Annotated in this window: 20 protein-coding genes; 12 read left to right on the plus strand and 8 right to left on the minus strand. The window is 45.1% G+C overall.

The genetic code is table 11. The features are described 5' to 3' along the window. Positions 1–254 precede the first annotated feature (254 nt). The 8 genes from pflB to ACF8OV_RS07535 all read left to right on the plus strand — a co-directional run bounded on the left by pflB (position 255) and on the right by ACF8OV_RS07535 (position 11345). The gene (pflB, locus tag ACF8OV_RS07500) at positions 255–2531 is read left to right on the plus strand and encodes a formate C-acetyltransferase (protein ID WP_005456189.1); all 2277 of its coding nucleotides are present in this window, start codon (positions 255–257) and stop codon (positions 2529–2531) included. A gap of 152 nt (positions 2532–2683) precedes the next feature. Beyond that, positions 2684–3661 carry a lipid A deacylase LpxR family protein gene (locus tag ACF8OV_RS07505; protein ID WP_005481800.1) on the plus strand — a complete coding sequence of 326 codons (978 nt, stop codon included), beginning with the start codon at positions 2684–2686 and terminating at the stop codon, positions 3659–3661. Between the two features lie 146 nt (positions 3662–3807). After that, positions 3808–4548 carry a pyruvate formate lyase 1-activating protein gene (gene pflA / locus ACF8OV_RS07510; RefSeq protein WP_005456250.1) on the plus strand — a complete coding sequence of 247 codons (741 nt, stop codon included), beginning with the start codon at positions 3808–3810 and terminating at the stop codon, positions 4546–4548. Positions 4549–4708: 160 nt separating this feature from the next. Beyond that, positions 4709–5377: an energy-coupling factor ABC transporter permease gene (locus tag ACF8OV_RS07515; RefSeq protein WP_203502902.1), complete on the plus strand. Its 669-nt coding sequence runs from the start codon at positions 4709–4711 to the stop codon at positions 5375–5377. Between the two features lie 154 nt (positions 5378–5531). Further along, on the plus strand, positions 5532–6032 hold the full coding sequence (locus ACF8OV_RS07520) for a YfbU family protein (RefSeq protein ID WP_005456271.1): 501 nt from the start codon (positions 5532–5534) through the stop codon (positions 6030–6032). A gap of 488 nt (positions 6033–6520) precedes the next feature. Further along, on the plus strand, positions 6521–8455 hold the full coding sequence (locus tag ACF8OV_RS07525; protein ID WP_005456210.1) for a PrkA family serine protein kinase: 1935 nt from the start codon (positions 6521–6523) through the stop codon (positions 8453–8455). A 47-nt stretch (positions 8456–8502) separates the two neighbouring features. Then, positions 8503–9774, plus strand: a complete 1272-nt coding sequence (locus tag ACF8OV_RS07530) for a YeaH/YhbH family protein (RefSeq protein ID WP_005481863.1) — start codon at positions 8503–8505, stop codon at positions 9772–9774. 11 nt (positions 9775–9785) lie between these two features. Beyond that, positions 9786–11345, plus strand: a complete 1560-nt coding sequence (locus ACF8OV_RS07535) for a SpoVR family protein (protein WP_005456192.1) — start codon at positions 9786–9788, stop codon at positions 11343–11345. A 77-nt stretch (positions 11346–11422) separates the two neighbouring features. On the opposite strand, the gene kdsB is transcribed toward ACF8OV_RS07535, so the two are convergent. From kdsB to ACF8OV_RS07560, 5 genes are read right to left on the minus strand one after another with little or no spacing between them, the layout of a single operon-like run. After that, complete coding sequence (gene kdsB / locus ACF8OV_RS07540; RefSeq protein WP_021449339.1) at positions 11423–12178, minus strand: 3-deoxy-manno-octulosonate cytidylyltransferase; 756 nt, start codon at positions 12176–12178, stop codon at positions 11423–11425. Next, positions 12178–12357: a Trm112 family protein gene (locus ACF8OV_RS07545; protein ID WP_023585387.1), complete on the minus strand. Its 180-nt coding sequence runs from the start codon at positions 12355–12357 to the stop codon at positions 12178–12180. Before ACF8OV_RS07545 ends, kdsB begins: the two co-directional genes overlap by 1 nt. Next, positions 12338–13345, minus strand: coding sequence for a tetraacyldisaccharide 4'-kinase (gene lpxK / locus ACF8OV_RS07550; protein ID WP_129829924.1), 1008 nt, complete (start codon positions 13343–13345; stop codon positions 12338–12340). The genes ACF8OV_RS07545 and lpxK overlap by 20 nt, the downstream gene beginning before the upstream one ends. A gap of 5 nt (positions 13346–13350) precedes the next feature. After that, on the minus strand, positions 13351–15099 hold the full coding sequence (gene msbA / locus ACF8OV_RS07555) for a lipid A ABC transporter ATP-binding protein/permease MsbA (protein ID WP_029795884.1): 1749 nt from the start codon (positions 15097–15099) through the stop codon (positions 13351–13353). A gap of 31 nt (positions 15100–15130) precedes the next feature. Continuing rightward, positions 15131–17389 (minus strand): DNA internalization-related competence protein ComEC/Rec2, encoded by a 2259-nt coding sequence (locus ACF8OV_RS07560; protein ID WP_203502904.1) that lies wholly within the window; start codon positions 17387–17389, stop codon positions 15131–15133. 8 nt (positions 17390–17397) lie between these two features. On the opposite strand from ACF8OV_RS07560, the gene ACF8OV_RS07565 reads away from it, so the two are divergent. Next, on the plus strand, positions 17398–17907 hold the full coding sequence (locus ACF8OV_RS07565) for a DUF2062 domain-containing protein (RefSeq protein ID WP_005456245.1): 510 nt from the start codon (positions 17398–17400) through the stop codon (positions 17905–17907). Between the two features lie 205 nt (positions 17908–18112). Here the strand turns inward: ACF8OV_RS07565 and lolE are convergent, their stop codons facing one another. The 3 genes from lolE to lolC are packed head-to-tail and all read right to left on the minus strand — an operon-like array spanning position 18113 to position 21268. Further along, complete coding sequence (gene lolE, locus ACF8OV_RS07570; RefSeq protein ID WP_021449343.1) at positions 18113–19357, minus strand: lipoprotein-releasing ABC transporter permease subunit LolE; 1245 nt, start codon at positions 19355–19357, stop codon at positions 18113–18115. Positions 19358–19359: 2 nt separating this feature from the next. Then, positions 19360–20067, minus strand: coding sequence for a lipoprotein-releasing ABC transporter ATP-binding protein LolD (gene lolD / locus ACF8OV_RS07575; protein WP_140347221.1), 708 nt, complete (start codon positions 20065–20067; stop codon positions 19360–19362). Beyond that, positions 20060–21268: a lipoprotein-releasing ABC transporter permease subunit LolC gene (gene lolC / locus ACF8OV_RS07580; protein WP_029786973.1), complete on the minus strand. Its 1209-nt coding sequence runs from the start codon at positions 21266–21268 to the stop codon at positions 20060–20062. Before lolC ends, lolD begins: the two co-directional genes overlap by 8 nt. 264 nt (positions 21269–21532) lie before the next feature. On the opposite strand from lolC, the gene ACF8OV_RS07585 reads away from it, so the two are divergent. The 3 genes from ACF8OV_RS07585 to ACF8OV_RS07595 are packed head-to-tail and all read left to right on the plus strand — an operon-like array spanning position 21533 to position 26344. After that, positions 21533–22102, plus strand: a complete 570-nt coding sequence (locus tag ACF8OV_RS07585) for a PilZ domain-containing protein (protein ID WP_203502913.1) — start codon at positions 21533–21535, stop codon at positions 22100–22102. 5 nt (positions 22103–22107) lie between these two features. After that, a complete protein-coding gene (gene mfd / locus ACF8OV_RS07590) occupies positions 22108–25569 on the plus strand; it encodes a transcription-repair coupling factor (protein ID WP_203502915.1) in 3462 nt (1153 codons plus the stop codon). A gap of 7 nt (positions 25570–25576) precedes the next feature. Next, positions 25577–26344, plus strand: coding sequence for a peptidoglycan binding protein CsiV (locus ACF8OV_RS07595; protein WP_317676138.1), 768 nt, complete (start codon positions 25577–25579; stop codon positions 26342–26344). Positions 26345–26477: the final 133 nt, after the last annotated feature.

Consider the following 26477-nt stretch of genomic DNA (forward strand, 5'->3'; position numbering starts at 1 on the left):
TCGAGATTTTTGAGGATTTATTGATTTAGTTTAAGGTTTGCAAAAAAATTTTAGTTTAACCTCTAGTTGTCTCTTAAAAAGAGTGTCATTAAAGATAGTGACAATATTTATAGTTTTGTGACCCAATTTTTTAAATTTAAGACTATAAATATTGTTATTCAAAAGAGTGTACTGTTCCCCCTCAGATTTTGGGGATAGCTGGCTCAACGGCGAAGCAGTACGTAATTTTTTTCTACTAAAAAGGTAGGTATGTCATGGCAGAGCAATTTGCTAAAGCTTGGGAAGGTTTTGTTGCAGGTGACTGGCAAAACGAAGTAAACGTTCGTGATTTCATTCAAAAGAACTACACTCCGTACGAAGGCGACGAATCTTTCCTAGTTTCTGAAGGTACTGAAGCAACTAACAAGCTTTGGGCTAAGGTAATGGAAGGTATCAAGCAAGAGAACTCAACTCACGCTCCTGTTGATTTCGATACTTCTATCATCTCTACCATCACTGCTCACGATGCAGGCTACATCGAGAAAGATCTTGAGACTATCGTTGGTCTTCAAACTGACGCTCCTCTAAAACGCGCTATCATCCCTAACGGTGGTATCCGCATGGTTGAAGGTTCGTGCAAAGCATACGACCGCGAACTAGACCCACAAGTTAAAAAAATCTTTACAGAATACCGTAAAACTCACAACGCTGGTGTTTTCGACATCTACACTCCAGAAATCCTAGCTTGTCGTAAATCTGGTGTTCTAACTGGTCTTCCAGATGCTTACGGTCGTGGCCGTATCATCGGTGACTACCGCCGTGTTGCTCTATACGGTATCGACTTCCTAATGAAGGACAAACTGGCTCAATTCAAATCTCTGCAAGAGCGTTTTGAGAACGGTGAAGATCTTCAAATGACTATGCAGCTTCGCGAAGAGATCGCTGAGCAACACCGTGCACTTGGCCAAATGAAAGTTATGGCTGCGAAATACGGTTGTGACATCTCTCGCCCTGCTGAAACTGCACAAGAAGCTATCCAATGGACTTACTTCGGCTACCTAGCAGCTGTTAAGTCTCAAAACGGTGCTGCAATGTCTCTAGGTCGTACTTCTACATTCCTAGACGTGTTCATCGAGCGTGATATCGCTGCTGGTAAGCTTACTGAAGAACAAGCTCAGGAAATGATCGACCACTTCGTAATGAAACTACGTATGGTTCGTTTCCTACGTACTCCTGAGTACGATGACCTATTCTCTGGCGACCCAATCTGGGCAACTGAGTCTATGGGTGGTATGGGTCTTGACGGTCGTACGCTAGTTACTCGTACTAACTTCCGTTTCCTAAACTCACTATACACAATGGGTCCTTCTCCAGAGCCAAACATCACTGTACTTTGGTCTGAGCAACTACCTGAAGGCTTCAAGAAGTTCTGTGCGAAAGTATCTATCGACACTTCTTCAATCCAGTACGAAAACGACGACCTAATGCGTCCAGACATGAACTCTGACGACTACGCAATCGCATGTTGTGTATCTCCAATGGTTGTTGGTAAGCAAATGCAGTTCTTCGGCGCTCGTGCTAACCTTGCGAAAACTATGCTTTACACCATCAACGGTGGTGTGGATGAGAAGCTAAAAATCCAAGTTGGTCCGAAAATGCCTAAGATCGAAGGCGACGTACTAAGCTATGACGAGTTGTGGGAAAAAATGGACCACTTCATGGATTGGCTAGCGAAGCAGTACGTGACTGCACTAAACGCAATCCACTTCATGCACGACAAGTACAGCTACGAAGCTGCACTAATGGCTCTGCACGACCGTGACGTTAAACGTACTATGGCTTGTGGTATTGCTGGTCTATCTGTTGCTGCTGACTCTCTGTCTGCAATTAAATACGCAACTGTTAAACCTATCCGTGATGAAGACGGTCTAGCAATCGACTTCGAAATCGAAGGCGATTACCCTAAATTTGGTAACAACGACCCACGCGTTGATGACATCGCATGTGAACTTGTTTCTGTATTTATGGGCAAAATCCGTAAGCTTAAGACTTACCGTGATGCAATCCCTACTCAGTCAATTCTTACTATCACTTCAAACGTGGTATACGGTAAGAAAACTGGTAACACACCTGACGGTCGTCGTGCTGGTGCTCCATTTGCTCCAGGTGCAAACCCAATGCACGGTCGCGATGAGAAAGGTGCTGTAGCATCACTAACTTCAGTAGCTAAACTGCCGTTTGCTGATGCACAAGATGGTATCTCTTACACATTCTCTATCGTACCTAACGCACTAGGTAAAGATGAGGGTTCACAACGCGCTAACCTTGCTGGTCTGATGGATGGTTACTTCCACCACGAAGCTGGTATCGAAGGTGGTCAACACCTAAACGTGAACGTTCTTAACCGCGAAACTCTAGAAGACGCAGTTAAGCACCCAGAGAAATACCCTCAGCTAACAATTCGTGTATCTGGTTACGCTGTTCGCTTCAACTCTCTAACTGCAGAGCAACAAGCTGACGTAATCGCACGTACATTCACTGAGTCTCTATAAGACTTTAGCGAAATAACGTTTTAGTGATACAACAAAGGCTGATGCTGCAAAGCATCAGCCTTTTTTTGTTTCTTGAACTAAAGTTGTGACATTGCGGAAGATTTTGATTGAATTCTTACGTATGATGCAAAAAAAGTTAGTAAATGCAGTATATGAAACTCAGTAAATTAATTTTCCTTACCCTTTTATCGCCAGTTGCTCTGGCATCCACCAAATCCACAGTATCCTTTACCCTTGATAACGATGGCATTTTTGGTGTCGACCAAGATTACACCAACGGTATATTCTTCTCTTACGCAACCGAGAAACTAAAAAAAGAAAGCGAATGGAAATGGTTCAGCTTAGAAAATGCAGATCAATCCAATGTCGATAAAATCGAGGTAGTACTTGGCCACAAGATGTGGACTCCAAGTGATATTGAAGCAGACTACCCTCTTGCCAATGACCGTCCATACGCTGGTTACCTACACACTGAAATCAACTACCTATCTCTAACCGCCGATCAAGCCGTTCGCTATAACTTCACCATTGGTGCCACAGGTGAAAGTTCTCTATCAGAAAAAGCGCAGGAAATTGTTCACGGCATCACTGGTTCAACCGATCCTCAAGGCTGGGATTACCAAATTGACGATGAAATTGCCTTTAGCGTTGGTTACCGAGCTTTCAATAAACTCATGCGCAGTGAGGGCCAGAAGACGCAATGGGAAATCACTAATGTGAATGACATTAACGCAGGTAACTTCCGCAGCGATGTATCACAAGGTGTCATGTTCCGCTGGGGCACGAATCTAGCCAATAGTATTGGCGCAGCAAACATCAGTGTAGAAAGCCCTTTCTCTGCCAGTATGCTTGCGAAAAATACCTCCAGTTGGTTTGTCTTTACAGGATTTGAAGGTCGATACCGTTTCAACGATATCACCATTGAAGGCGATCGCTCAGGTATTCCAGGCTCATCAGAACCTTATGATGTGACTCTAGAAAACTGGCAAGCAAGTGCCGTTGCAGGTGCAACTTGGTATAACCAGAATTACGGCGCAAGCCTAACCTTTACGGTGAAAACACCTGATTACGAAGAATCACAAACTGACGTTTATGGTACTGGTTCTTTCTCAGTCTTTGCTTTCTTTTAAATAGTATTTATCTCTCCGGCCAATGAACGCGTCATTGGCCGTTTTCTTTGGTCACATTACGCTGCCTTAGCCACCCACAAGGCTGTTTTAACCCTGCTTTTTGTAATAAAATAACAGCAAGAATTTATTAGTAATGAGAGCAAAAGATGTCAACAACTGGTCGTATTCACTCATTTGAATCATGCGGTACCGTAGACGGACCTGGTATTCGTTTTATCGTCTTCTTGCAAGGTTGTTTAATGCGCTGTAAGTATTGCCATAACCGCGATACTTGGGACACGCATGATGGTAAAGAAGTTACTGTTGAAGAAATCATTGCCGAAGCGAAAAGCTACCGTCATTTCATGAATGCATCAGGTGGTGGTATCACTTGTTCTGGTGGCGAAGCCATGCTTCAACCAGAATTTGTTCGCGACTTTTTCCGTGCGGCTCACGCAGAAGGCATCCACACATGTCTAGATACCAATGGCTACATTCGTAAACACACAGAAGTGATCGACGAAGTATTGGACGCGACTGATTTGGTGATGCTAGATATCAAACATATGAAAGATGAAATTCACCAAGACTTTATCGGTGTGTCGAATCGACGTACGTTAGACTTTGCTCGTTACTTGCACAAAATTGGTCAAAAAACATGGATCCGCTACGTAGTTGTGCCGGGTTACACCGATGATCCAGAAGCGGCGCACATGCTGGGTGAATTCATTAAAGATATGGACAACATCGAGAAAGTTGAACTGCTCCCATACCACAAACTCGGTGCACATAAATGGGAAGCTCTTGGTTTAGAGTACCCTCTTGAAGGCGTGAATCCTCCTTCAAAAGAGACAATGGATGAAATTCAATCCATCTTGTCTCAGTACCACTCTAACGTGAAATACTAAGCAAATAAGAAACTTAACGTTCTAGAAATGCCAGCATTTAGCTGGCATTTTTGTATGTAACACCGGCAAATTCCTTATATAAATCACCAAGGCGTGTAAAATAGCGCCCAAACAAAAGGATTAACGTAAAAGTAACAAACGCATTTTAGGAAAAGAGTTCATGGACTGGTTTAACGTAGGCTCACTCATCATCGTCACTTTGGTTGTCGTTGCTTTTTGCATACCCGATTGGAGAAAAGTAGTTTGGCCTAAACTTGAACAAGAGAAAGCATTTCAACATATCGTGCTTGCCTCTTTCTTCCTCATTACGGTTCTTTGGTCTGCTCAAGCAGGAGTAAAAGAAGGGTTACAAATACACTTTCTCGCGTTGACGACACTTACCATGATGTACGGTTGGAGAATGGCTTTTTTGCTCAGCATTCCTGCGATGATCGCCTACCACTGGATACACGATATTTCGTTTATCTTGCTCCCGAGCTCTCTTGTGTTATCGGCACTCATGCCAATATTAATCAGCTACTTAGTCTTTTTGCTTAGTTACCATTATTTACCCCGCAACATCTTTGTGTTTATTTTTGTCGCTGGCTTTTTTAATGGCGCACTCACAGGCAGCTTACACTTAGTATTTAACTCGTTTTATCACTTGTTGGTTGGCCACTACGATTGGGAAACCATTCAACACAACTACTTTATTTTTGTCCCATTGCTTGCGTTCCCCGAAGGGTTACTTAACGGGATGTCACTGGCAGTATTAACCGTCTTCAAGCCAGAGTGGTTAAGAGTGTTTTCGGACCGAGATTACATATACAACCACTATCACAAAAAGTAGATATTCTTCTTATATCGTGTATCTCGCCGTGGCTGAATTCGACAATTCTTGCCATTTTTTCATATTAAATATGTGTTGAGATCATGTTTCACCCTTGTCTGAAGCGTTAACCTAAGCACATTAAAAATGTATTAGATTATTTAGTGAGGTCATCATGGAAATGTCAAACGCTCAACGTTTGATCCTATCAAACCAATACAACCTAATGTCTCAGCTTGATCCGAATAATGCGGCTAAATACAAACGCCTACAGACGATCGTTGAACGCGGCTATGAGCTACAAATGCGCGAACTGAACAAAGATTTCGGTTGCCTTTCAGAAGCAGAATGCCGTGAAATCATCGACATTATGGAGATGTATCACGCGATGCAAGAATCTAACAATATGTTAGATGCGGAAGAACGTAGCAAAGTAGACCAACGTCGCTTACAGTTCTTAGGTTTCGATATCGCAACAGAAGCGCAGCAAGTGCATTACGTCCGCTTCCTTGTTGATTCTGAAGGTCTTTACCCACAATTCGACAAGGCAGATCACCACTTTAATAGCCAAATGCCAATGCTAGATAAATACCGCCGCATGCTGCAAACTTGGCGTAACTGCCCTCGTCAATATCACTTGTGTGAAAACGAGCTTGCACAAATTTTTAGTGCGTAAGATAGCAAGTCTTTGATTAGGAGAGCATTCGCTCTCCTTTTTTATTTTCCTGTCACAACTTCCATTCTTCACTACCGTATCCTTCTGCTTATCTTGTGCAATGTGGAATAACGAATCACTGAAATTCTGTATTTTTCACCAAATATTTGATTTATCTCCGCCCTATTCGCAACATAAATTCATCCTCATCTAAAGAGTGATTCAAATGTCACTTTTACAATAAATTCATAATTGTTAAGCAAAATTGCAAATCCCCGACTAGGCTTAAGTAGAGAAAGGCTGTGACTGAAAAGTACACATCCACTGCTCACCGTTGTGATGAAAAAACTGTCCATAAAGCAAAGTCTTTGGTGTTACTGGTCATACATTTCGTACAAACCAAATGAGATAACAGGACGTCGACATTCAGGCAACTAAGAGCACAGCAAAACGTGGAACAGCCTGCACCAACGTTCGTCGGTAGACTGACTATTAAAGGGGAAAGCGACATGAGTATTTTCGACCACTATCAATCCAGATATGAAGCTGCAAAAGATGAAGAGATGTCGTTACAGGAGTTTCTAGCCCTGTGTAAGGATGACAAAAGTGCTTATGCTAATGCAGCAGAACGCCTACTGATGGCAATCGGCGAGCCAGAGATAATAGATACAGCTAAAGACCCACGTTTGAGCCGCATCTTCTCCAACCGCGTTATCTCTCGCTATGAAACTTTCAAAGACTTTTATGGTATGGAAGATGCGATTGAACAAATTGTTTCTTACCTCAAGCATGCGGCGCAAGGATTAGAAGAACGCAAACAGATCCTCTATCTATTGGGTCCTGTTGGTGGCGGTAAGTCCTCACTTGCTGAAAAACTAAAATCGCTTATGGAAGCGATGCCTATTTACGTATTGAGCGCTAATGGCGAACGCAGCCCAGTGAACGACCACCCATTCTGTTTATTCAAAGCGACCGAAGATGGCGAGATTCTGAAAACGGACTACGGTATTGAGCAGCGCTACCTTCGCTCAATCATGTCACCTTGGGCAGCGAAACGCCTTCACGAATTTGGCGGCGACATCACCAAATTTAAAGTGATGAAAGTTCGTCCATCTATCCTTGACCAAATCGGTATTGCGAAAACCGAACCTGGTGATGAGAACAACCAAGATATTTCATCACTCGTCGGTAAAGTGGATATCCGTAAACTCGAACACTACTCTCAAGACGACCCAGATGCATACAGCTACTCTGGCGCGCTGTGTAAAGCAAACCAAGGCTTGATGGAATTCGTCGAGATGTTCAAAGCGCCAATTAAAGTATTGCACCCATTACTAACCGCAACACAGGAAGGCAACTTTAACGGGACGGAAGGCCTTTCTGCAATTCCGTTTGACGGCATGATTTTGGCTCACTCTAACGAATCTGAGTGGCAAACCTTCCGCAACAACAAAAACAACGAAGCCTTCCTAGACCGTGTATACATCGTTAAAGTACCGTACTGTTTACGCGTATCGGAAGAAGTTAAAATCTATCAAAAACTGCTTGAAAACAGTGAATTGTCTCAAGCCCCTTGCTCACCAAGCACATTAGAAACATTGGCGCAGTTCAGCATTCTTTCTCGTCTGAAAGAGCCTGAAAACTCGTCTATTTTCTCGAAAATGCGCGTGTACGACGGCGAGACGCTAAAAGATACCGATCCTAAAGCGAAAAGCTACCAAGAATATCGAGATTACGCAGGCGTCGATGAAGGTATGAACGGCCTATCTACACGTTTTGCGTTTAAGATTTTGTCTCGCGTGTTCAACTTTGACCAAACCGAAGTGGCAGCAAACCCAGTTCACCTGTTCTATGTGATTGAACAACAAGTAGAGCGCGAACAATTCCCTTCAGAAACCGCAGAAAAATATCTTGAGTTTTTGAAAGGGTACCTCGTTCCTCGTTACGTTGAGTTTATCGGTAAAGAAATTCAAACCGCGTACCTAGAATCTTACTCTGAATACGGCCAAAACATCTTCGACCGTTATGTTACCTACGCAGACTTCTGGATTCAGGACCAAGAATACCGCGATCCAGAAACGGGACAGCTATTTGACCGCGCATCTCTCAATGCGGAACTAGAGAAAATTGAGAAAACCGCTGGTATCTCCAACCCGAAAGATTTCCGAAATGAAATCGTCAACTTTGTGCTTCGTGCGAAAGCCAATAACAATGGTCAAAACCCAGTTTGGACCAGCTACGAAAAACTGCGCACGGTAATCGAGAAGAAAATGTTCTCCAATACCGAAGAGCTTCTTCCGGTTATCTCGTTTAATGCGAAAACCTCTTCTGAAGATCAGAAGAAACACGACGACTTTGTCGCTCGCATGATGGAAAAAGGCTATACCGAGAAACAGGTTCGCCTACTTTCTGAGTGGTACCTACGAGTACGTAAGTCATCCTAACCCAGTGTTGAGTTAGGTCGCTTGTGAAACATGAAGAGGGCTATTTCATGGCGCAATTTATAGACCGAAGGCTCAATGGCAAGAACAAGAGCGCTGTTAACAGACAGCGCTTCTTGAAGCGCCATAAAGAGCAGATCAAAGAGTCGGTAGCTGACGCAGTGAATCGACGCTCGATCACGAATACAGAAACGGGCGAAGACGTCTCAATACCGCACAAAGACATTAACGAGCCGATTTTCCATCAAGGGAAAGGTGGCGTGCGTGAACGCGTGCACCCTGGTAACGATCAGTTTATTACGGGTGATAAAATCGAGCGTCCAAAAGGTGGAGGTCAAGGCAGTGGCTCTGGTGAAGGTAATGCGAGTCCAGATGGCGAAGGCCAAGATGAATTTGTGTTCCAAATTTCAAAAGACGAATACCTGGATATTCTGTTTGAAGACTTAGAGCTACCGAATCTAGAAAAAAATCAAATCGCTAAAATTACGGAATGGAAAACTCACCGAGCAGGTTTCCAAACCGCAGGGATCCCTTCCAACATTTCCGTTATTCGTTCATTGCAGCAGTCATTAGCTCGTCGAACCGCCATGACTGCAGGCAAAAAACGACTTCTTAAAGAGCTCGAAGACGAGTTGACTCGCATCAAAAATATTGAGCCAGCACAACAACTTGAAGAAAATCGTCTGAAAAAAGAAATCGAAGAACTGCGCAAGAAAATTGAAAATGTGCCGTTCATCGATACTTTCGATTTACGTTTTAAAAACTACGAAAAACGACCAGTCCCTTCTAGCCAAGCCGTGATGTTTTGTTTGATGGACGTGTCTGGTTCTATGGATCAAGCGACCAAAGACATCGCAAAACGCTTCTATGTGCTGTTGTATCTGTTCTTGACTCGCACCTATGAAAACGTAGACGTTGTGTTTATTCGCCACCACACGCAAGCCAAAGAAGTCGATGAACACGAATTTTTCTACTCGCAAGAAACCGGTGGCACCATCGTATCTAGCGCTTTGAAATTAATGGATGAAATCGTCAAAGAGCGTTACCCGGTTGGTCAGTGGAACATCTACGCAGCCCAAGCGTCCGATGGGGATAACTGGGCGGATGACTCACCACGATGCCGAGATTTACTCGTGAATAAGTTGCTGCCAAATTGTCAGTACTATTCTTATATAGAAATCACGCGTCGCTCACATCAAACCTTATGGCACGAGTATGAGAAGCTCACCGACGAGTTTCCAAACTTCGCTATGAAGAATATTCGCTCTGTGGAGGATATCTTCCCAGTCTTCCGAGAACTATTCCAAAAAGAAACGGCGTAAGGAGGCTAGCGATGACTACCGCAACAAAAAACCTCTCTGGAGAGGCGCCTAAAAAGCGCAACAGCAAGTTGCTACCTGACGGACCGGATTGGACATTCGAACTGCTTGAACGCTATCACAAGGAAATAAAACGTGTCGCGGAGCACTATCGTTTGGACACCTATCCAAATCAGATCGAAGTGATCACGTCTGAGCAGATGATGGATGCGTACTCAAGTATCGGTATGCCTATCAACTACAACCATTGGTCATTTGGTAAAAAGTTCATTCAAACAGAACAGAACTACAAACATGGTCAGATGGGCCTTGCGTACGAGATTGTGATTAACTCCGACCCTTGTATTGCGTATTTGATGGAAGAGAACACAGTCACCATGCAAGCGCTTGTCATTGCACACGCGTGCTACGGCCACAACTCTTTCTTCAAGGGGAACTATCTGTTCCAAACGTGGACGGACGCCAGTTCTATCATCGACTACTTACTCTTTGCTAAAAAGTACCTTGCCGAATGTGAGGAGCGCTATGGCGTTCAAGAGGTTGAAAAGCTTCTCGACTCCTGCCATGCGTTAATGAACTTTGGTGTCGACCGCTACAAACGACCAGAGAAAATCTCGATTACCGAAGAGAAGGCCCGCCAAGAGGAGCGCGAGGCTTATCTGCAATCTCAAGTCAATGAACTGTGGCGAACCGTACCAAGAGCCAAAACTAAAGAAGAAGACATTAAAGAGCGCTTCCCTAGTGAACCTCAAGAAAACCTACTCTACTTCTTTGAAAAACATGCGCCGCTCTTGGAACCATGGCAACGCGAGGTTGTTCGAATCGTCCGAAAAATAAGCCAGTACTTTTATCCACAAAAGCAAACTCAGGTTATGAATGAGGGATGGGCAACGTTCTGGCACTATACGATTCTAAACCACTTATATGATGAAGGTATTGTATCCGAAAAGTTCATTCTTGAATTTTTACATAGCCACACGAGTGTTGTTGCTCAACCACCTTACAACAGTCCTTACTTTAGCGGTATCAACCCCTATGCTCTCGGCTTTGCGATGTTCCGCGATATAAAGCGTATTTGTGAAGAGCCAACTGACGAAGATAAAGAGTGGTTCCCGGATCTAGCAGGAACAGATTGGTTAGATGCCTTGCATTTTGCTATGCATAATTTCAAAGATGAAAGCTTTATCAGCCAATATTTGTCTCCGAAATTGATGCGTGATTTCAAACTGTTCGCCATCAACGATGATGACAGGAAGAACTTTATTGAAGTCTCCGCCATACATGATGAAATGGGCTACAAGCGCATTCGAGAAACTCTGGCAGCGCAGTACAACCTATCAAACTTAGAGCCTAACATTCAGGTGTTTAACGTGGATGTTCGTGGTGACCGTTCACTCACGTTGCAGTACGTTCCTCATAACCGCATTCCACTCGATGAAAGTTATGATGAGGTTTTGAAACACGTCTATCGCCTATGGGGCTTTGACGTAATCTTAGAAGAAGTTAAAGACACGGGACACAGAGAAACATTAGCCACTTGTCCAAAACGCAATCAGTACGACTCAAACATTTAGCAAAAAATAGACTCATCCCCTTAAAACCAAAGGCTCCATGAAAGGAGCCTTTTTATTAACTGCAAGAAGTAGAATCGTTACGCTTTTTTCGCCACAATAGCTCTAACGGCTTCAAGGTCTTCTGGCGTATCAACGCCTGCTGCTGGCGCTTCTTTAGCGACTGCAACGTGGATTTTCTCGCCGTACCAAAGCACTCGTAACTGCTCTAGGCATTCAATTTGCTCTAGGGCACTTGGCGCCCAGTTTACGTAAGTATTAATGAAACCTGCGCGGTATGCATAGATACCGATGTGACGCATCAATGGATTCACGATAGCTTTGTCTTGCTTAGCGAAGTTATCACGATCCCAAGGAATTGTTGCTCGGCTAAAGTACATGGCATAACCACGCTCATCAGCAACGACTTTTACGGCATTTGGGTTGAAGACTTCATCTTCAGATTCAATTTCAACCGCCAACGTAGCCATAGGCGCATCACTAGCGGCTAAGTTATCTGCGACTTGGCGGATGATAACTGGTGGTACCAAAGGCTCATCACCTTGAACGTTCACAATAATGTGGTCAGCAGGAATGGCCATTTTATCTACCACTTCCGCTAAACGCTCTGTACCAGATTCGTGGTTTGGCGAAGTCATACAAACTTTGCCACCGAATTTCTCAACCGCCGCAGAAACTCGCTCATCGTCAGTAGCAATGATCACGTCATCAGCGCCAGCTTGCATTGCTTGTTCGTAAACCCATTGCACCATTGGTTTACCGCCAATATCAGCCAATGGTTTACCTGGTAAACGGCTCGAAGAGTAACGAGCCGGTATAACAACCGTAAAAGACATTAACGCCCCTCATCCATGCTCATGATGCGAGCTTCTGGCTCAAGCAGAACAGGAATACCCTCTTTGATAGGGTAAGCAAGGCGATCCAATTTGCAGATCAACTCTTGATTATCTTTATCGTAAGTCAGCTTACCTTTACACACTGGGCAAGCCACAATCTCAAGCAGACGGTGATCCATAAGTCGCTTTAACCTCTTTTATTCGATTTAAAATTCGCTCTGCATCTTTAGGCTCAAATTGAGCAGATACAGGCAGATACCACCAATTGTCTTGTGCGTAGTCGCAACATTTGACAGCATCTTTCTCTGTCATAATCACATTGGCCCCTTGCAGAGCCAATGCTTCAAGTTCTTTTTGGTCAAAGTCTTGATGGTCAGCAAAACCTTTCGTGACTTTAACATCTGCATGCATTGATTCTAGTGTATTAAAAAACCGAGGTGGATGCCCGATACCGGCAAATGCCACCAATGCCTTTAACTCACTTACATCAACTTGCTGCTTGGTCTTTAGGTTGATCGCTTTTGATGGTGCTAGAGACATTGAGATCTCACCCTGATGGGCCAAACCGCCATTGGTGATGATAAAGTCGACTTCCTGAAGTCGCTCAACACCTTCGCGCAATGGACCAAGCGGAATCAAACACTCATTACCAAAACGACGATTTCCATCAACAATCACAAGTTCAACATCACGCTCTAGAGCATAATGCTGCAAACCATCATCGGTAATGATGATATCCACGTCTAACTCTACTAGCGCTTTCACGGCGTTTGCACGTACAGGATCGACTGCAACAGGTGCTCCGGTGCGCCGGTGGATGAGTTTAGGTTCATCACCACAATGTTGAGTAGGAGTATCATCATTTAACACCAGCGGATACTGCGGAGCCTTCGCACCATACCCTCGAGACACCACTCCCGGTTTATACCCCAGATGTTGTAATTGCTCGACCAGCCAAACCACAACAGGCGTCTTACCATTGCCACCAGCGGTGATATTACCGACCACCACTACGGGTACTGGTGCTTGATACGCTTGCTTGCGACCAGTTTGGAACTGTTGACGCTTCGCTCTACTGATTGCACCAAACAACACACTGAGTGGCCATAATAATGGCCACAACAGATATTTTAATGGATGATTTTCAAACCAGATTTTTTCAACCACAGCAACTATTCGCCAAACTGGATGCGATGAAGTTGAGCGTAAGCGCCATTCTTAGCAATCAAGTCTGCGTGATTACCTCGTTCAATAATGGCACCGTCGTCTACGACTAGAATCTCATCGGCTTTTTCGATCGTTGACAAGCGGTGAGCAATCACCAACACGGTTTTATCTTTCTGCAGCTCATCTAATGCAGCTTGGATGGCACGCTCAGATTCCGTATCCAGTGCAGAGGTTGCTTCGTCAAGAATCAGTACAGGCGCATCACGCAGCAACGCCCGAGCAATCGCTACACGTTGGCGCTGACCACCAGATAAGCTCGCGCCGTTTTCGCCGATCATGGTATCTAAACCATTTTCCATCTTATTGATGAATTCCATTGCGTGAGCCAGCTTCGCTGCATGCTCAATATCGCTGCGCTGGTACTTATCTTCCGTTGCGTAAGCAATGTTGTTTGCTATGGTGTCATTGAAAAGATGTACGTTTTGCGAAACCAAAGCAAACTGCTCACGCAAGTTCTTCAATTCATAGTCACGAATATCACGGCCATCTAATGTAATCGAGCCACTGTCCACGTCATAAAAACGGTTAAACAAGTTCGCAATGGTACTTTTACCTGAACCTGAACGCCCCACTAGAGCGACCGTTTTACCTCTTGGAATATCAAAACTGACATGCTCTAGAGCTGGCTTTTCTGAACCTTCATACGTGAAGCTGACATCTTTCACAGATACATCACCCTTCGCGCGCTCAACCGTGTATTTACCTTCGTTTTTCTCTGGTTCTAAATCGATCAGAGCAAACAAAGTTTGGCTTGCTGCCATACCACGTTGGAACTGAGAAGTTACGTTTGTCAGTGCTTTAAGTGGGCGCATCAAACCAAACATCGCAGAAAAAACCACGGTAAAAGTACCCGGAGTCAACTGCTCTTTGATTGAATCAATGCTTGCGAGATAAAGAACAGCAACAATCGCAAATGATGCAATCATTTGAATGATTGGGTTTGCCGCAGCCTGAGCCGTTACCAACTTCATGCTTTGTTGACGCATTTGGTTGCTGACTTTATCAAAACGTTGACGTTCAATGTCTTGACCACCGTAGCTCAATACGACTTTGTGCCCTTTTAACATTTGCTCAGCCGATGCGGTCACATTACCCATCATCGTTTGCATGTTCTTCGAGATTTTTCTGAATCGCTTAGAAACGACACCAATACCCCAAGCAACCACAGGCGCTACAGCAAACAGCACTAATGACAACTGCCAGCTGTTGTAAAACATCAGAACAAGCAAACCAATAATGCTTGCGCCTTCACGTACGATGCTCACTAACGCTTGGCTCGTCGCCGCAGAGACTTGCTCTGAATCGTAAGTGATTCGAGAAAGCAAGTTACCCGTTTTTTCTTTATCAAAGTACGATACAGGCATGTGCATAAAGTGATTAAACACCATGCGTCGTACTAGCATCACCACATTGCCAGAGACCCAACTCAAACAATACGTGGAGACAAAACCACTCGTGCCACGAATGAACATCATGACAAATATAATTAAAGGAAGTGTACGTAGAAAATCAGAATCCGCATTACCAAAACCTTCATCGAGAAGCGGTTTTAGTAGGGAGATCATATAAGTATCAGAGATAGCATTAATCACTAATGCAATGACGGCAACGATAAGGCCAGACTTGTAAAGGCGGATAAATTGCCAAAGACGTTTAAACGTCTGCCAAGTCGTTTCATCAGTATTTATCGACATAGAAGTGCTTTATTTTCTTACAGTAAGACTCTTATTCTACTCGGTTACGCAGCATCTGCCTATACCAAGGCTCAATTGTCTCTCGACGTTTACTTTCAAAACGCCAGTTATTGCCATCAAGTAAGATTGTTATTTGGCCATCACTTCCAGTGTCTAACCAACTAACACCACTATCGGTATAGGCCTGAACGACTTCAGGTGCGGGCATTCCCCACTGGTTTAGTTTTGCCGTTGAAGCAATAGCCAAGCTAGGCTCAACAACATTGATAAACTTAGGGTTAGAAGAGGTTTTGCTTCCATGATGCGGCACTAACATTACATCACTGCGCAGCTTTTCTGGCTCTCGAAGCAGTATCCATTCGCTGATGGCTTCGATATCACCAGTAAACAACATTTTAAAACCTGTACTAGGGTCTTCCAGACTGATGACACAAGAGTGGGGGTTGTATGCACGTACAACAGGTTTAGGAGGCCAAAGTACCTCCATGTTCAACCCTTGCCACTTCCATTTCTCAGCAGCAATACAAGGCTGATAATGTAAAAAGCTCTGGCTGCTTAGTTTGTGTTTAGGTGAAAAGTACTGCTCTATCACTTTTCGGCCGCCAGCATGGTCATTATCGGCATGACTTAAAATCATCGTATCGACACTAGAGTAGCCTCTGCGGTGCAGTACTGGCGTAATCACTTGCTCAGCTATACTGCCGTTGTGCCAAGCCTTGCCCGTATCATAGAGTAAAACTCTCCCTTCTTTTTCGACCAGCACCGCCAACCCATGCCCGACATCAAGCACATCAATACGCCAAGTTTGGTTATCTTGCTTAGGAAACAACCCGGTCATCACAACAATTACACAGACAAACATCCAAACGTAACGAGGCATAACATGTCTTAAAACGAGCACTGCACTCACTACAGCAATAACAAATGTCCACTCGGCACTAATGGGTTGCCAAGTCCCTATGGCATATCGAACCGACCAACTTAGTGGAACCAGAAATATGTCAAGCAAATACCATAGAACCGTCGCCAACATAGGAAAGAGCAATGACGCAATTAAAGCAGCAAACATGATTGGAACGACAACAAAGCCAAACCAAGGAATGAAAACCAAATTGTAGACTAAAGAAGACCAGCTAAATCCAGAGAAAAAATAGCCACTGATCGGGACAATCAATAAGCTCAGTATCAGTTGAGTCAACAGAAGTATCCGCAACTTTCCCAAACGACCTTCCTTAGAGTCTTGCACTGTGTTAACCGCAAACAAAACGGCACCAACGGATAAATAAGACAGCCAAAAACTCAAACTAAAAGAAGCAAAAGGTTGGAAGAAAAGTTGCAACGCCACAGCCAATAACAGTACGCGCCATGGACTCCAATGAACAAGCCAATACTTCAAAGCAATATAGATGATACAAACAGAAACGGCTCGGGTCGTCGGCAAAGAAAAATCAGCAAGCCAAGCGTAAACAATGGCAAACGCCAACCCACTCACTGATGGTAGAAACCAATATCGCGGCATAGCAAGCCGAATAAGCCCACCAAGGGCGAGCCCAAACGTCAATGCCATCCCAATGTGTAAACCAGAAATCGATACAAGATGCAGTAATCCGCTGTCACGCAGAGACTGCCAATCCTCTTTGGTAAGCCCAGTGCGATCAGCAAAAGCCAGTGCTTTGATTAGAGCAAAGTGCTCAAGGCGAAAAATATCACGCTCAACAGTTTGAATAATAGCTTCGCGCCAAGACGAAGAAGTACGAATGACCCAGTATGAATCTTTAGTTACGACCGCTCTTGCAACAACACCACTTCCCATTGACTGCTTTTCTGCGTCGAAACCCGCTTCATTTCTGAGGCCGATAATGGGCTTAATCAAAACGTTAGTCGTAAACTCACTGTTAACAGCTAGTGGGAATGGCGTTATAAGGCGGACTTTAGGTTTAAGAAAAGGTAACAGAGTGTGAGTATTCACTTGTTTTATCGCTACGACACCTTCATATCCGTGACTTATTTGCGTAAAAGAGCTGTCAACTCTACCAATTATGGTACTATTCTCACCTGCTTGAAAAAGGGCTTGTCTCTGATACTCCATAATATTGCCGTGGACGATGACAACCATAAAGCCCACAATTACGCCTATGCTAATTAAGCCTCGACGTAATTTAATTATTGAGCCAGTGGTAATTATTCCCAGCAGCAACCAACGCCAATCCGGCATCGTCGGCCACCATGCAGACGAAATTACGCTCGCGACAAATAACGCCAAGGTCCAACTTTTTTCTAAGAGAGTCATGTCGTCCTATGCCTAGAAAGCTGATAAAACGCTTCATGCCTGATCACGAAGTGATCAAACGCCAAAAAGCATTGAAGGTCTTCGGCAATGTGTTATACAACCCGAACCTTTGGTGCTTAAACCGTCGCTCTGCGTCAGGTGCTTTTGCCGTTGGCCTATTTATGGCGTTTGTCCCGCTTCCGAGCCAGATGATCATGTCTGCTGGTTTAGCCATTTTAATGGGCGTAAATTTACCTCTGTCAGTTGCTCTCGTTTGGGTCAGCAACCCTATTACCATGCCCGTCTTGTTTTACTTTGCTTACAAGCTCGGTGCATGGGTCATGCATGTTCCACCTCAGCCATTCCATTTTGAGCTATCTTGGGACTTTATCATGCAACAGATGAGCACGATTGGGCCTCCATTCCTATTGGGATGCGCAATTTGCGGTGTGGGTTCTGCGATCATTGGTTATTTCGGTATTCGCGGATTGTGGCGCTACTCTGTCGTTCGCAGTTGGCAAAAACGAAAAGTAAGATAAGCGGATAAGACGCTAAAATCATTCGTTGCGACATGGCTTGAGGTTCAAACGACAATAAAGCTGAAACGAAATGTAAGCAAAGAATGAAAAGATGCTAATGAGTACAAAAAAGGACCATGAAAGGTCCTTTTTTGTATCTAGTGTACTTAGTAAAAAGAAATCGTAGCCAACAACGATGTCTACGAGGCTAGCTTTCCTTCCTTCGCTACTTAGCACTCAAAACTGCGGCAGGGTTCAGTTTCGCTGCGCGAGAAGCTGGGTACCAAGTGGCCAATAGGCTTAATACGATAGCGGTGGTCGACACCAATGCGACGTCAGGCCAATGCAACTGCGATGGAAGAAAGTCCACAAAGTAGATGTCACCCGATAAAAATTGGTGTCCTATTAAGCCTTCAAGCCCCTTAATGATTGGAGTTAAATTTAACGCAACCAACACACCAACAAGGCTACCGACAAGGCTACCAAACACTCCAGAGAAGACGCCCTGCCAAACGAAAATACGTTTAATCAGACCATCTTTTGCCCCCATCGTACGCAAAATCGCGATCTCTGCTGCGCGATCTTTCACTGCCATCATCAATGTCGAGACAATATTGAAACACGCCACACCAATCACTAATACCATGACCAAATACATGATCGTGCGTACCAACTGAATGTCACGGTAGAGAAAGCCAAACTGCTGCTGCCAACTCTTCAAATATACGTACACATTCACTAGGTTGCCGACTTCTCGAACGATCGAAGGCGCATCAAGAACATCATCGGTTTTTAGAGAAATTCCAGTTACGCCGTCTCCTAAACGAGCGTATTGCTGCGCATCCGCCAGCGGAACTAAAGCCAATGAATGATCAATTTGACCGTTCAACGTCAAGAAACCCGCCACTTTGACGCGCACACGTTTTGGCGCTTGAACTTTATTCGTGCCACCCGCTTGAGGAATCATCAACGTGACGTAGTCACCGACTTGCACCTTCAACTCATTTGCAACCCCTCGACCTAAAATCACTTGTTGTTGGCCTGAGTAAAAGTTTTGCCATGCCTCTGGATCAATAAAGTCAGACATGCTCGACACCGCTTGCTCATAGGCAGGATCCACACCACGCACTTCAATCGCCTTTAGTTTACTGCCTTTTTCGGCTAAACCTGTAAAGCGGACGTACGGTGCGGCAGCAACGACATGCTCATGTTGCAGCGCTTGGTTCATCGTCTTGGTGTAGTTCTGCAGTGGCCCATTAACCCCTTCTAACTCACCATGAGGAATCACGGACAACACACGCGACTGAAGCTCACGCTCAAAACCATTCATCGCCGAAAGGCCAATGATGATCACCGCCACACCTACTGCAATACCAATGGTTGAAGAAAGAGAAATGAACGACACCATTTTGTTGCGCTTTTTCGCACGGCTAAAGCGTCCACCAATCATTAATGCTAAAGAAGAGAACAAAACTAGCCCTCCACCGATGCAGATTTGGTCATCAAACGATCCACCAGAAGGCCATCTTGCATGTGCATCTGACGGTCCATTTTTGCTGCGAGTTCGTTGTCATGCGTCACCACCAAAAAGGCGATGTTCGACTCTTTGTTTAGTTCACGCATCAAATCGTAAATCGCCAAAGCCGTATTATGATCCAGATTACCAGTTGGTTCGTCAGCCAAAACTAAGTCAGGCTTGTTCACAAGAGCACGAGCAATGGCCACGCGCTGGCGCTCACCACCAGACAGCTCTGATGGGCGGTGATCCATACGATGGCTCAAGCCCACTTTCTCAAGCAGCGCTTTTGCCGCCTGTTTAGCTTCTGTCACTTTAGTACCGCCAATCAGCAGTGGCATTGCGACATTTTCAAGTGCCGTAAAATCAGCAAGTAAGTGGTGAAATTGATACACAAAACCAAGATGTTTGTTGCGCAAAGCAGCCTGCTTATTGGAGCTTAACGCCGATAGGCTCTGCCCTAAAAAATCGACTTCACCTTGCGTTGCGTCGTCCAATGCGCCAAGGATATGAAGCAGCGTACTCTTACCTGAGCCCGATGAGCCAACAATCGAAACGAGCTCACCTTTATCGATATCAAAGCTCACGCCTTTCAAGACTTCCGTATCCAACGAACCTTCTCGGTATACTTTACGAATATCACGACATTCTAATAGCTTATTCATAGCGAAGTGCCTCAGCAGGTTTAACAGAAGATGCTCGGTAAGAAGGATAAACAGTAGCAGCCAGACTCAGAGCAATCGCTAGCACTACCACTAATAGAATTTGGAAAGAATCAATCACAATTGGTAAATGCCCGCCAAAGCTGAACAGAGCCACGCCAGCCGATTCCAAAATGGCGTTGAGGTTGAGTGACAACGCCACGCCAACCGCTCCGCCGACAATAGCCCCAATCACACCACTACTTGCGCCTTGCACCATGAAAATCGTCATGACTTGCGATTGCGTCATACCCTGCGTTTTCAAAATCGCGACTTCAGATTGTTTTTCCATCACCACCATGATCAAAGCAGAAATGATGTTAAACGCTGCAACGCCGACAATGAGACCTAGCATTAAGCCCATCATATTCTTTTCCATTTTTACAGCTTGGAAAAGCTCACCACGTTGTGCACGCCAATCACTCCACTGCCACCCTGCTGGCATCGGTTTATCAGCGAAATCCGTCACCATAAATGGGTCAGAGAAAAACACTCGCCAGCCAGATACGGTATCTTTGGGCAGGCGCATTAACTTAGCTGCATCCGCCATATTGACGATCATAAGCTGGCCATCGACATCCGAACCGGTATTAAAAATACCAGCCACTGTGAAGTTGCGCTGACTAGGGATTCGACCAAGAGGGGTAAACTGCGTGGCGTTTGTCACCATTAAACGAACTTTGTCGCCAATAGAAACCTTAAGAGAGCGCGCTAAACTGTGGCCAAGAAACACTTTGTACTCTCCTGCTTGAAGAGAAGACAAACGACCCGCAATCAAATGGTTGGCAATCGGGTCGCCTTTCTTAGGCTCAATCCCAATCAAATAACCTGCCGTCAGTTGTGCCGAACTTTGAATTACCGCCTCTCCGCGAACAACAGGTTCTGGCTCAGCAACATCCGACATCGCTTGAATGAATTGCGGCGCAGACTCCGTCAGTGGAGTGCGACCATCATGTTGAGAAATCACCGCGTGAGGAAGAACACCAAGAATGCGCTCTTTCAGTTGTGCTTCGAATCCGTTCATAACCGAAAGCACAGTGACCAACGCCATCACACCGATCGTGATGCCCGCCGTCGACATATAAGAAACAAATCGGCTAAACCTATCTCCGGAGCGTCCCCGAAGATATCTCAAGCCAATAAACAAAGAGATAGGATGATACATACAGGACAAACCAACTGGTTTTCTAATAAGGGCGATTGACCCTAGTTCTAAATAATAAGAGTTATCTTACCTTACTCTTCTCATGAAGAAGACAAGATAATCGCTAAATTTGTCAACGACATGCAATAAGTCTGCATTTAGGGCAAAAAGTTCAAACGCAGTAGTGGTAAACTTGATAACTTCATTCAGTTAGCGATAATCAGTGCCCTATCCCTCTTATTATTCGTGAAATGAGAGTGCTCGCTGGCAACAAAGGACCGATTTATGACAGAGCAAGAATACTTCACCGTTCACCATAACCTCACCATTAACGTGGAAGCCTTGGGGACCGATTTTGCTTTGCCAGACGAACAAACGTTTGTGTCAGAAATTCCTGCGCCTTTTATTGTCGCGAGCGAGTTCAGCCACTTAGATACATTGGCAGATAACGCACGCCTAGAGCTGCAAAATAAAGAGCTTAAACACGTTATTAGTTTGCTCGACACGCAAAATTCAAAACTCAACTTACTGCTGAGCTTTATGTTGTCTCAACAAGATGATATTTCGGTTCGCTTCCAGACCACTCAATTTGGTGCAAGTCAGTTGATTTACCGCTCATCAAGCCCAGTAGAAACGGACCAATTTGTCCGAGTGAAACTCTTTCTTGACCATCCTGCTGCGGCAATTTACTGCTACGCTCAAGTCGTAGAATGTGTCGTCTCTGAGCAAGGGTTCGTCGTCACTCTTAGATATAAAATGCTCAGAGAAGCAGACCAAGATTTGCTCATTAAAGCCGCTTTATATCAACAACAAAAACTTTTACGTCAGCGCTCACTGGAGCGAGATAAAAAATAACTCCTATGACTAAAGCAACGATACTTTCCGTCACCAATCCAACTGAGCGTGGCGACAAAAAACAACTTGGCAACTTACCCGGTGCAGCGCTGCCACTCGCTATTGCCGAACTGGCCAAGCAGCATTCAAGTCACTCACTACTGGTTGTGCCAGATCCGCAGATCGCGTTGAAACTGCAAGCAGAAATCGAACAGTTTACCGACCAACCGGTAAGCCTTTTCCCTGATTGGGAAACGTTGCCATACGACAATTTTTCTCCACACCAAGAGATCATTTCTGACCGTATTGCTCGCCTATACCAACTGCCGAATCAACGTGGCGGTGTCACTATCGTGCCAGTCAGCACTGTTCTTCAGCGCCAATCTCCGCGAGAATTTTTGTTACAGCACACACTAATGGTCAAAACAGGCGATAATTTCTCGCTAGAAAACCTGAGAGTGCAACTAGAGAACTCGGGTTACCGTCATGTAGACCAAGTGTTTGGGCCGGGTGAATACGCGAGCCGAGGTTCGATTCTCGACTTATTCCCGATGGGCAGTGCTGATCCTTACCGTATTGACTTTTTCGATGATGAAATCGACACCATTCGCACTTTCGATCCAGAAAACCAGCGTTCTATTGAAGACATTCAGCAAATCCAATTACTGCCTGCGCATGAATTCCCAACGACGAAAGAAGCGATTGAAGATTTCCGTACTCGTTGGCGCACCCAGTTTGAGGCGAGACGCGAGCCAGAATCCATCTACATGCAAGTCACCAAAGGAACGTGGCCGGCAGGCATTGAATACTGGCAACCACTGTTCTTCGACCATACCGAAACCCTGTTCGACTACTTACCTGAAGATTCGCAGCTGATCACATACGGCGACATTGAAGCAGCCGTCGACACATTCTTAAATGACGTCGAGTATCGCTACGATCAAAAGAAAATTGATCCTCTGCGTCCACTTCTTGCCCCACATGATTTGTGGCTCAAGAAAGACGAATTGTTTGCACACTTCAAACAACTTCCTCAGGCACAGCTCAGCCTAGAGAAAGTAGTGAAACGTGCTGGCCGCCAAAACTTAGCGGTACAAACACTGGCAGAACTTGGTGTTCAACAGCAAAACAAAGAGCCATTGTCTCGTCTGCGCCAATTCAGCGAACAATTTACGGGCAAAATCATCTTTTCAGTGGAATCAGAAGGTCGACGCGAAGCCCTGACTGAGCTTCTGCAAGGCATCAAAGTTCGCCCAGTGGTGCAAGAATCGCTGTATCACGCTTTGGAGTCAGACCACCGTTTCACGTTGATTCTTGGTTCAGCAGAACACGGCTTTATTCATGACGAGCTGAATTTCGCGCTGATATGCGAAAGTGACTTGCTTGGCGATCGCGTAATTCAACGCCGTCGCAAAGACAAAAAAGCCGTCAACAGTGACACTGTTATTCGCCACCTTGCCGAACTGAAACCAGGCCAACCTGTTGTTCATATTGACCACGGCATCGGTCGCTACATTGGTCTGCAAACCCTTGAAGCGGGGGGAATGAAAACCGAGTATGTGACGCTTGAATATCAAAACGACGCCAAACTTTATGTTCCCGTTTCCTCGCTAAACTTGATCAGCCGTTACTCTGGTGGAGCTGAAGAAACGACTCCTCTGCACAAACTTGGCGGTGAAGCGTGGTCGAAAGCACGTCGAAAAGCAGCTGAGAAAGTACGCGATGTTGCAGCAGAGCTACTTGATGTATACGCGAAGCGTGAGCTAAAACCGGGCTTTAAATTTGCCTTGGATCGTGGCCAATACGCGACCTTCAAGGCAACATTCCCGTTTGAAGAAACCGATGATCAAGCCATGGCAATCAACGCGGTACTTTCCGATATGTGCCAAGCAAAAGCCATGGATCGCTTGGTGTGTGGTGACGTTGGTTTTGGTAAAACAGAAGTTGCCATGCGTGCGGCCTTTGTTGCTACGGACAACAGCAAGCAAGTTGCCGTACTCGTGCCAACAACCCTGCTTGCTCAGCAGCATTTTGAAAACTTCCGTGACCGCTTCGCGAACTTGCCAATCCGAGTCGAGGTGCTTTCTCGCTTTAAATCAGCCAAAGAGCAAAAAGTGATTTTGCAAGATGTGGCGGATGGCAAAGTTGATATCGTCGTCGGTACGCACAAATTGCTCTCCAGCGACATCAAATTCAAAGATTTGGGTTTGTTGATTGTCGACGAAGAGCATCGCTTCGGTGTTCGTCAAAAAGAGAAAGTCAAAGCGATGCGCGCCGATGTGGACATTCTTACCCTAACGGCAACGCCGATTCCTCGTACGCTGAACATGGCAATGAGTGGTATGCGTGATTTGTCGATCATCGCCACACCACCAGCACGCCGTTTAGCTATCAAGACATTTGTTCGTGAACGTGAAGAGTCCGTGGTGCGAGAAGCCGTACTGCGTGAAATTATGCGTGGTGGTCAGGTTTACTTCCTACACAATCAGGTAGAAACCATTGAAAAAACGGCAGAAGACTTACAAAAACTCATTCCAGAAGCCCGTATTACCGTGGCACATGGCCAAATGCGTGAACGCGAACTAGAACGCATCATGAATGATTTCTACCACCAGCGCTTTAACGTGTTGGTGTGTACCACCATCATTGAAACGGGTATCGACGTTCCGACGGCCAACACAATCATTATGGATCGTGCTGACAACCTTGGCTTGGCGCAACTGCATCAATTGCGTGGCCGTGTTGGTCGCTCTCACCATCAAGCCTATGCTTATTTGTTAACGCCACATCCAAAAGCAATGACCAAAGATGCCATTAAACGTCTCGATGCCATTGCTTCACTGGAAGACTTAGGCGCGGGCTTTACTCTGGCAACGCACGATTTGGAAATTCGTGGCGCTGGTGAACTGCTTGGTGACGAACAAAGTGGTCAAATTCAATCGGTTGGTTTTACACTGTATATGGAAATGCTTGAACAAGCGGTTGAAGCGTTGAAAGAAGGTAAAGAGCCATCATTGGATGATCTGCTTCGCGAACAAACAGAAGTGGAACTGAGAATCCCAGCGCTACTGCCTGATGATTACATTCCAGACGTCAATACGCGTCTGTCGATGTACAAACGAATTGCGAGTGTGAGCGACAGCGATGAGCTATCCGAATTAAAAGTTGAGCTGATCGACCGCTTTGGCGTACTTCCTGATGCCGCGAAGAACTTGCTGGCTGTCTCAGAATTGAAATTTGCCGCAGGTAGTATTAAAGCGAAGAAGATAGAAGCCCATGATAAAGGTGGATTTATCGAGTTTTACCCTGATGCTGACATAAATCCAGCGTATTTAGTTAAACTCCTGCAATCACAGCCGCAAAAATTTGCAATGGAAGGTCCAACTAAGTTCAAGTTTAGCGTACCATTGGCGGACCGACGTAAACGCATTCAGTTTGTACAAGACTTACTGAATGATTTTAAACAGAATTTATTACCAACGAGCTAATAGTCGAATGAGAATATTGATCCCGTTATTGCTTCTATGTGTCTCAATGCCTTCTTGGGCTGCGCGTCAATTTGATATTGAAGTAATTATTTTCAAGCGAGCAGTCGACGCTGAAAGCACTACTGAATCTTGGCCAAACCAACTGCCTAAAATCGACATGGAAAATGTCGGCAGTTTGGACAGCGAAGCCTACCGCCGTTCTAAAGGCGTAACTCTGTTACCTCGCTCTTCTTTCCGCTTAAACGCACAAGAAGCGGCGCTGAACAATCATGCCGGATTTAAAGTGCTAAAACACGTAGCATGGCGTCAAGGTGATCGAGGTAAAGCAATCGCGCCAATCTTTCGAATTGTAGGTGGTCGTGATTTCTCTGGCTCTTACAATGCAGATGGTAGCCCGATTAATGGCAATAACAGCTACTCTAGCGATGGCTATAACGAAGAAACCATCAACGGCCCACTGTATGAGTTAGATGGCAAATTCCAAATTTACGTGCAGCATTACTTGTTTGCAGAAACCACGCTGGATTTGCGTGAACCAAGCGTTCGTGAAGTTCGCTTTGAGTCTAAATCAACTGACCAGTTGAATGATGAACTCGGTGATGTTGACGGCAACGTTCAAGTGGGTAACCTCGCAGAAATCTCACCAACGGTGACTGAAGAAACCTTCTTAAAGAGCTACCGATTGGATCAAAAACGCCGCATGAAAAGCAGCGAAACGCACTACTTAGACAACCCTCTAATGGGAATGATCATCCAAGTGCGTCGAGTTAACTAAACTTCGACAGTTCTACAAAGCGCAGCAATCGCTGCGCTTTGTTTTATCTGCCACTTCATATCACCTAAACTCATTTAATCACAACCATGCCAGTAGTCACTCGGTTTGAAGCCTTAGCCTTTGAGCGAAGTAA

Origin of the sequence: Vibrio sp. GLN_1 (genome assembly GCF_043106015.1) — a bacterium.
GTDB lineage: Bacteria > Pseudomonadota > Gammaproteobacteria > Enterobacterales > Vibrionaceae > Vibrio > Vibrio parahaemolyticus.

Coding starts and splice junctions, on each gene's coding strand:
- pflB (WP_005456189.1), top strand. CDS start 255: ATGGCAGAGCAATTTGCTAAAGCTTGGGAAGGTTTTGTTGCAGGTGAC.
- ACF8OV_RS07505 (WP_005481800.1), top strand. CDS start 2,684: ATGAAACTCAGTAAATTAATTTTCCTTACCCTTTTATCGCCAGTTGCT.
- pflA (WP_005456250.1), top strand. CDS start 3,808: ATGTCAACAACTGGTCGTATTCACTCATTTGAATCATGCGGTACCGTA.
- ACF8OV_RS07515 (WP_203502902.1), top strand. CDS start 4,709: ATGGACTGGTTTAACGTAGGCTCACTCATCATCGTCACTTTGGTTGTC.
- ACF8OV_RS07520 (WP_005456271.1), top strand. CDS start 5,532: ATGGAAATGTCAAACGCTCAACGTTTGATCCTATCAAACCAATACAAC.
- ACF8OV_RS07525 (WP_005456210.1), top strand. CDS start 6,521: ATGAGTATTTTCGACCACTATCAATCCAGATATGAAGCTGCAAAAGAT.
- ACF8OV_RS07530 (WP_005481863.1), top strand. CDS start 8,503: ATGGCGCAATTTATAGACCGAAGGCTCAATGGCAAGAACAAGAGCGCT.
- ACF8OV_RS07535 (WP_005456192.1), top strand. CDS start 9,786: ATGACTACCGCAACAAAAAACCTCTCTGGAGAGGCGCCTAAAAAGCGC.
- kdsB (WP_021449339.1), bottom strand. CDS start 12,178: ATGTCTTTTACGGTTGTTATACCGGCTCGTTACTCTTCGAGCCGTTTA.
- ACF8OV_RS07545 (WP_023585387.1), bottom strand. CDS start 12,357: ATGGATCACCGTCTGCTTGAGATTGTGGCTTGCCCAGTGTGTAAAGGT.
- msbA (WP_029795884.1), bottom strand. CDS start 15,099: ATGTCGATAAATACTGATGAAACGACTTGGCAGACGTTTAAACGTCTT.
- ACF8OV_RS07560 (WP_203502904.1), bottom strand. CDS start 17,389: ATGACTCTCTTAGAAAAAAGTTGGACCTTGGCGTTATTTGTCGCGAGC.
- ACF8OV_RS07565 (WP_005456245.1), top strand. CDS start 17,398: ATGCCTAGAAAGCTGATAAAACGCTTCATGCCTGATCACGAAGTGATC.
- lolD (WP_140347221.1), bottom strand. CDS start 20,067: ATGAATAAGCTATTAGAATGTCGTGATATTCGTAAAGTATACCGAGAA.
- lolC (WP_029786973.1), bottom strand. CDS start 21,268: ATGTATCATCCTATCTCTTTGTTTATTGGCTTGAGATATCTTCGGGGA.
- ACF8OV_RS07585 (WP_203502913.1), top strand. CDS start 21,533: ATGACAGAGCAAGAATACTTCACCGTTCACCATAACCTCACCATTAAC.
- mfd (WP_203502915.1), top strand. CDS start 22,108: ATGACTAAAGCAACGATACTTTCCGTCACCAATCCAACTGAGCGTGGC.
- ACF8OV_RS07595 (WP_317676138.1), top strand. CDS start 25,577: ATGAGAATATTGATCCCGTTATTGCTTCTATGTGTCTCAATGCCTTCT.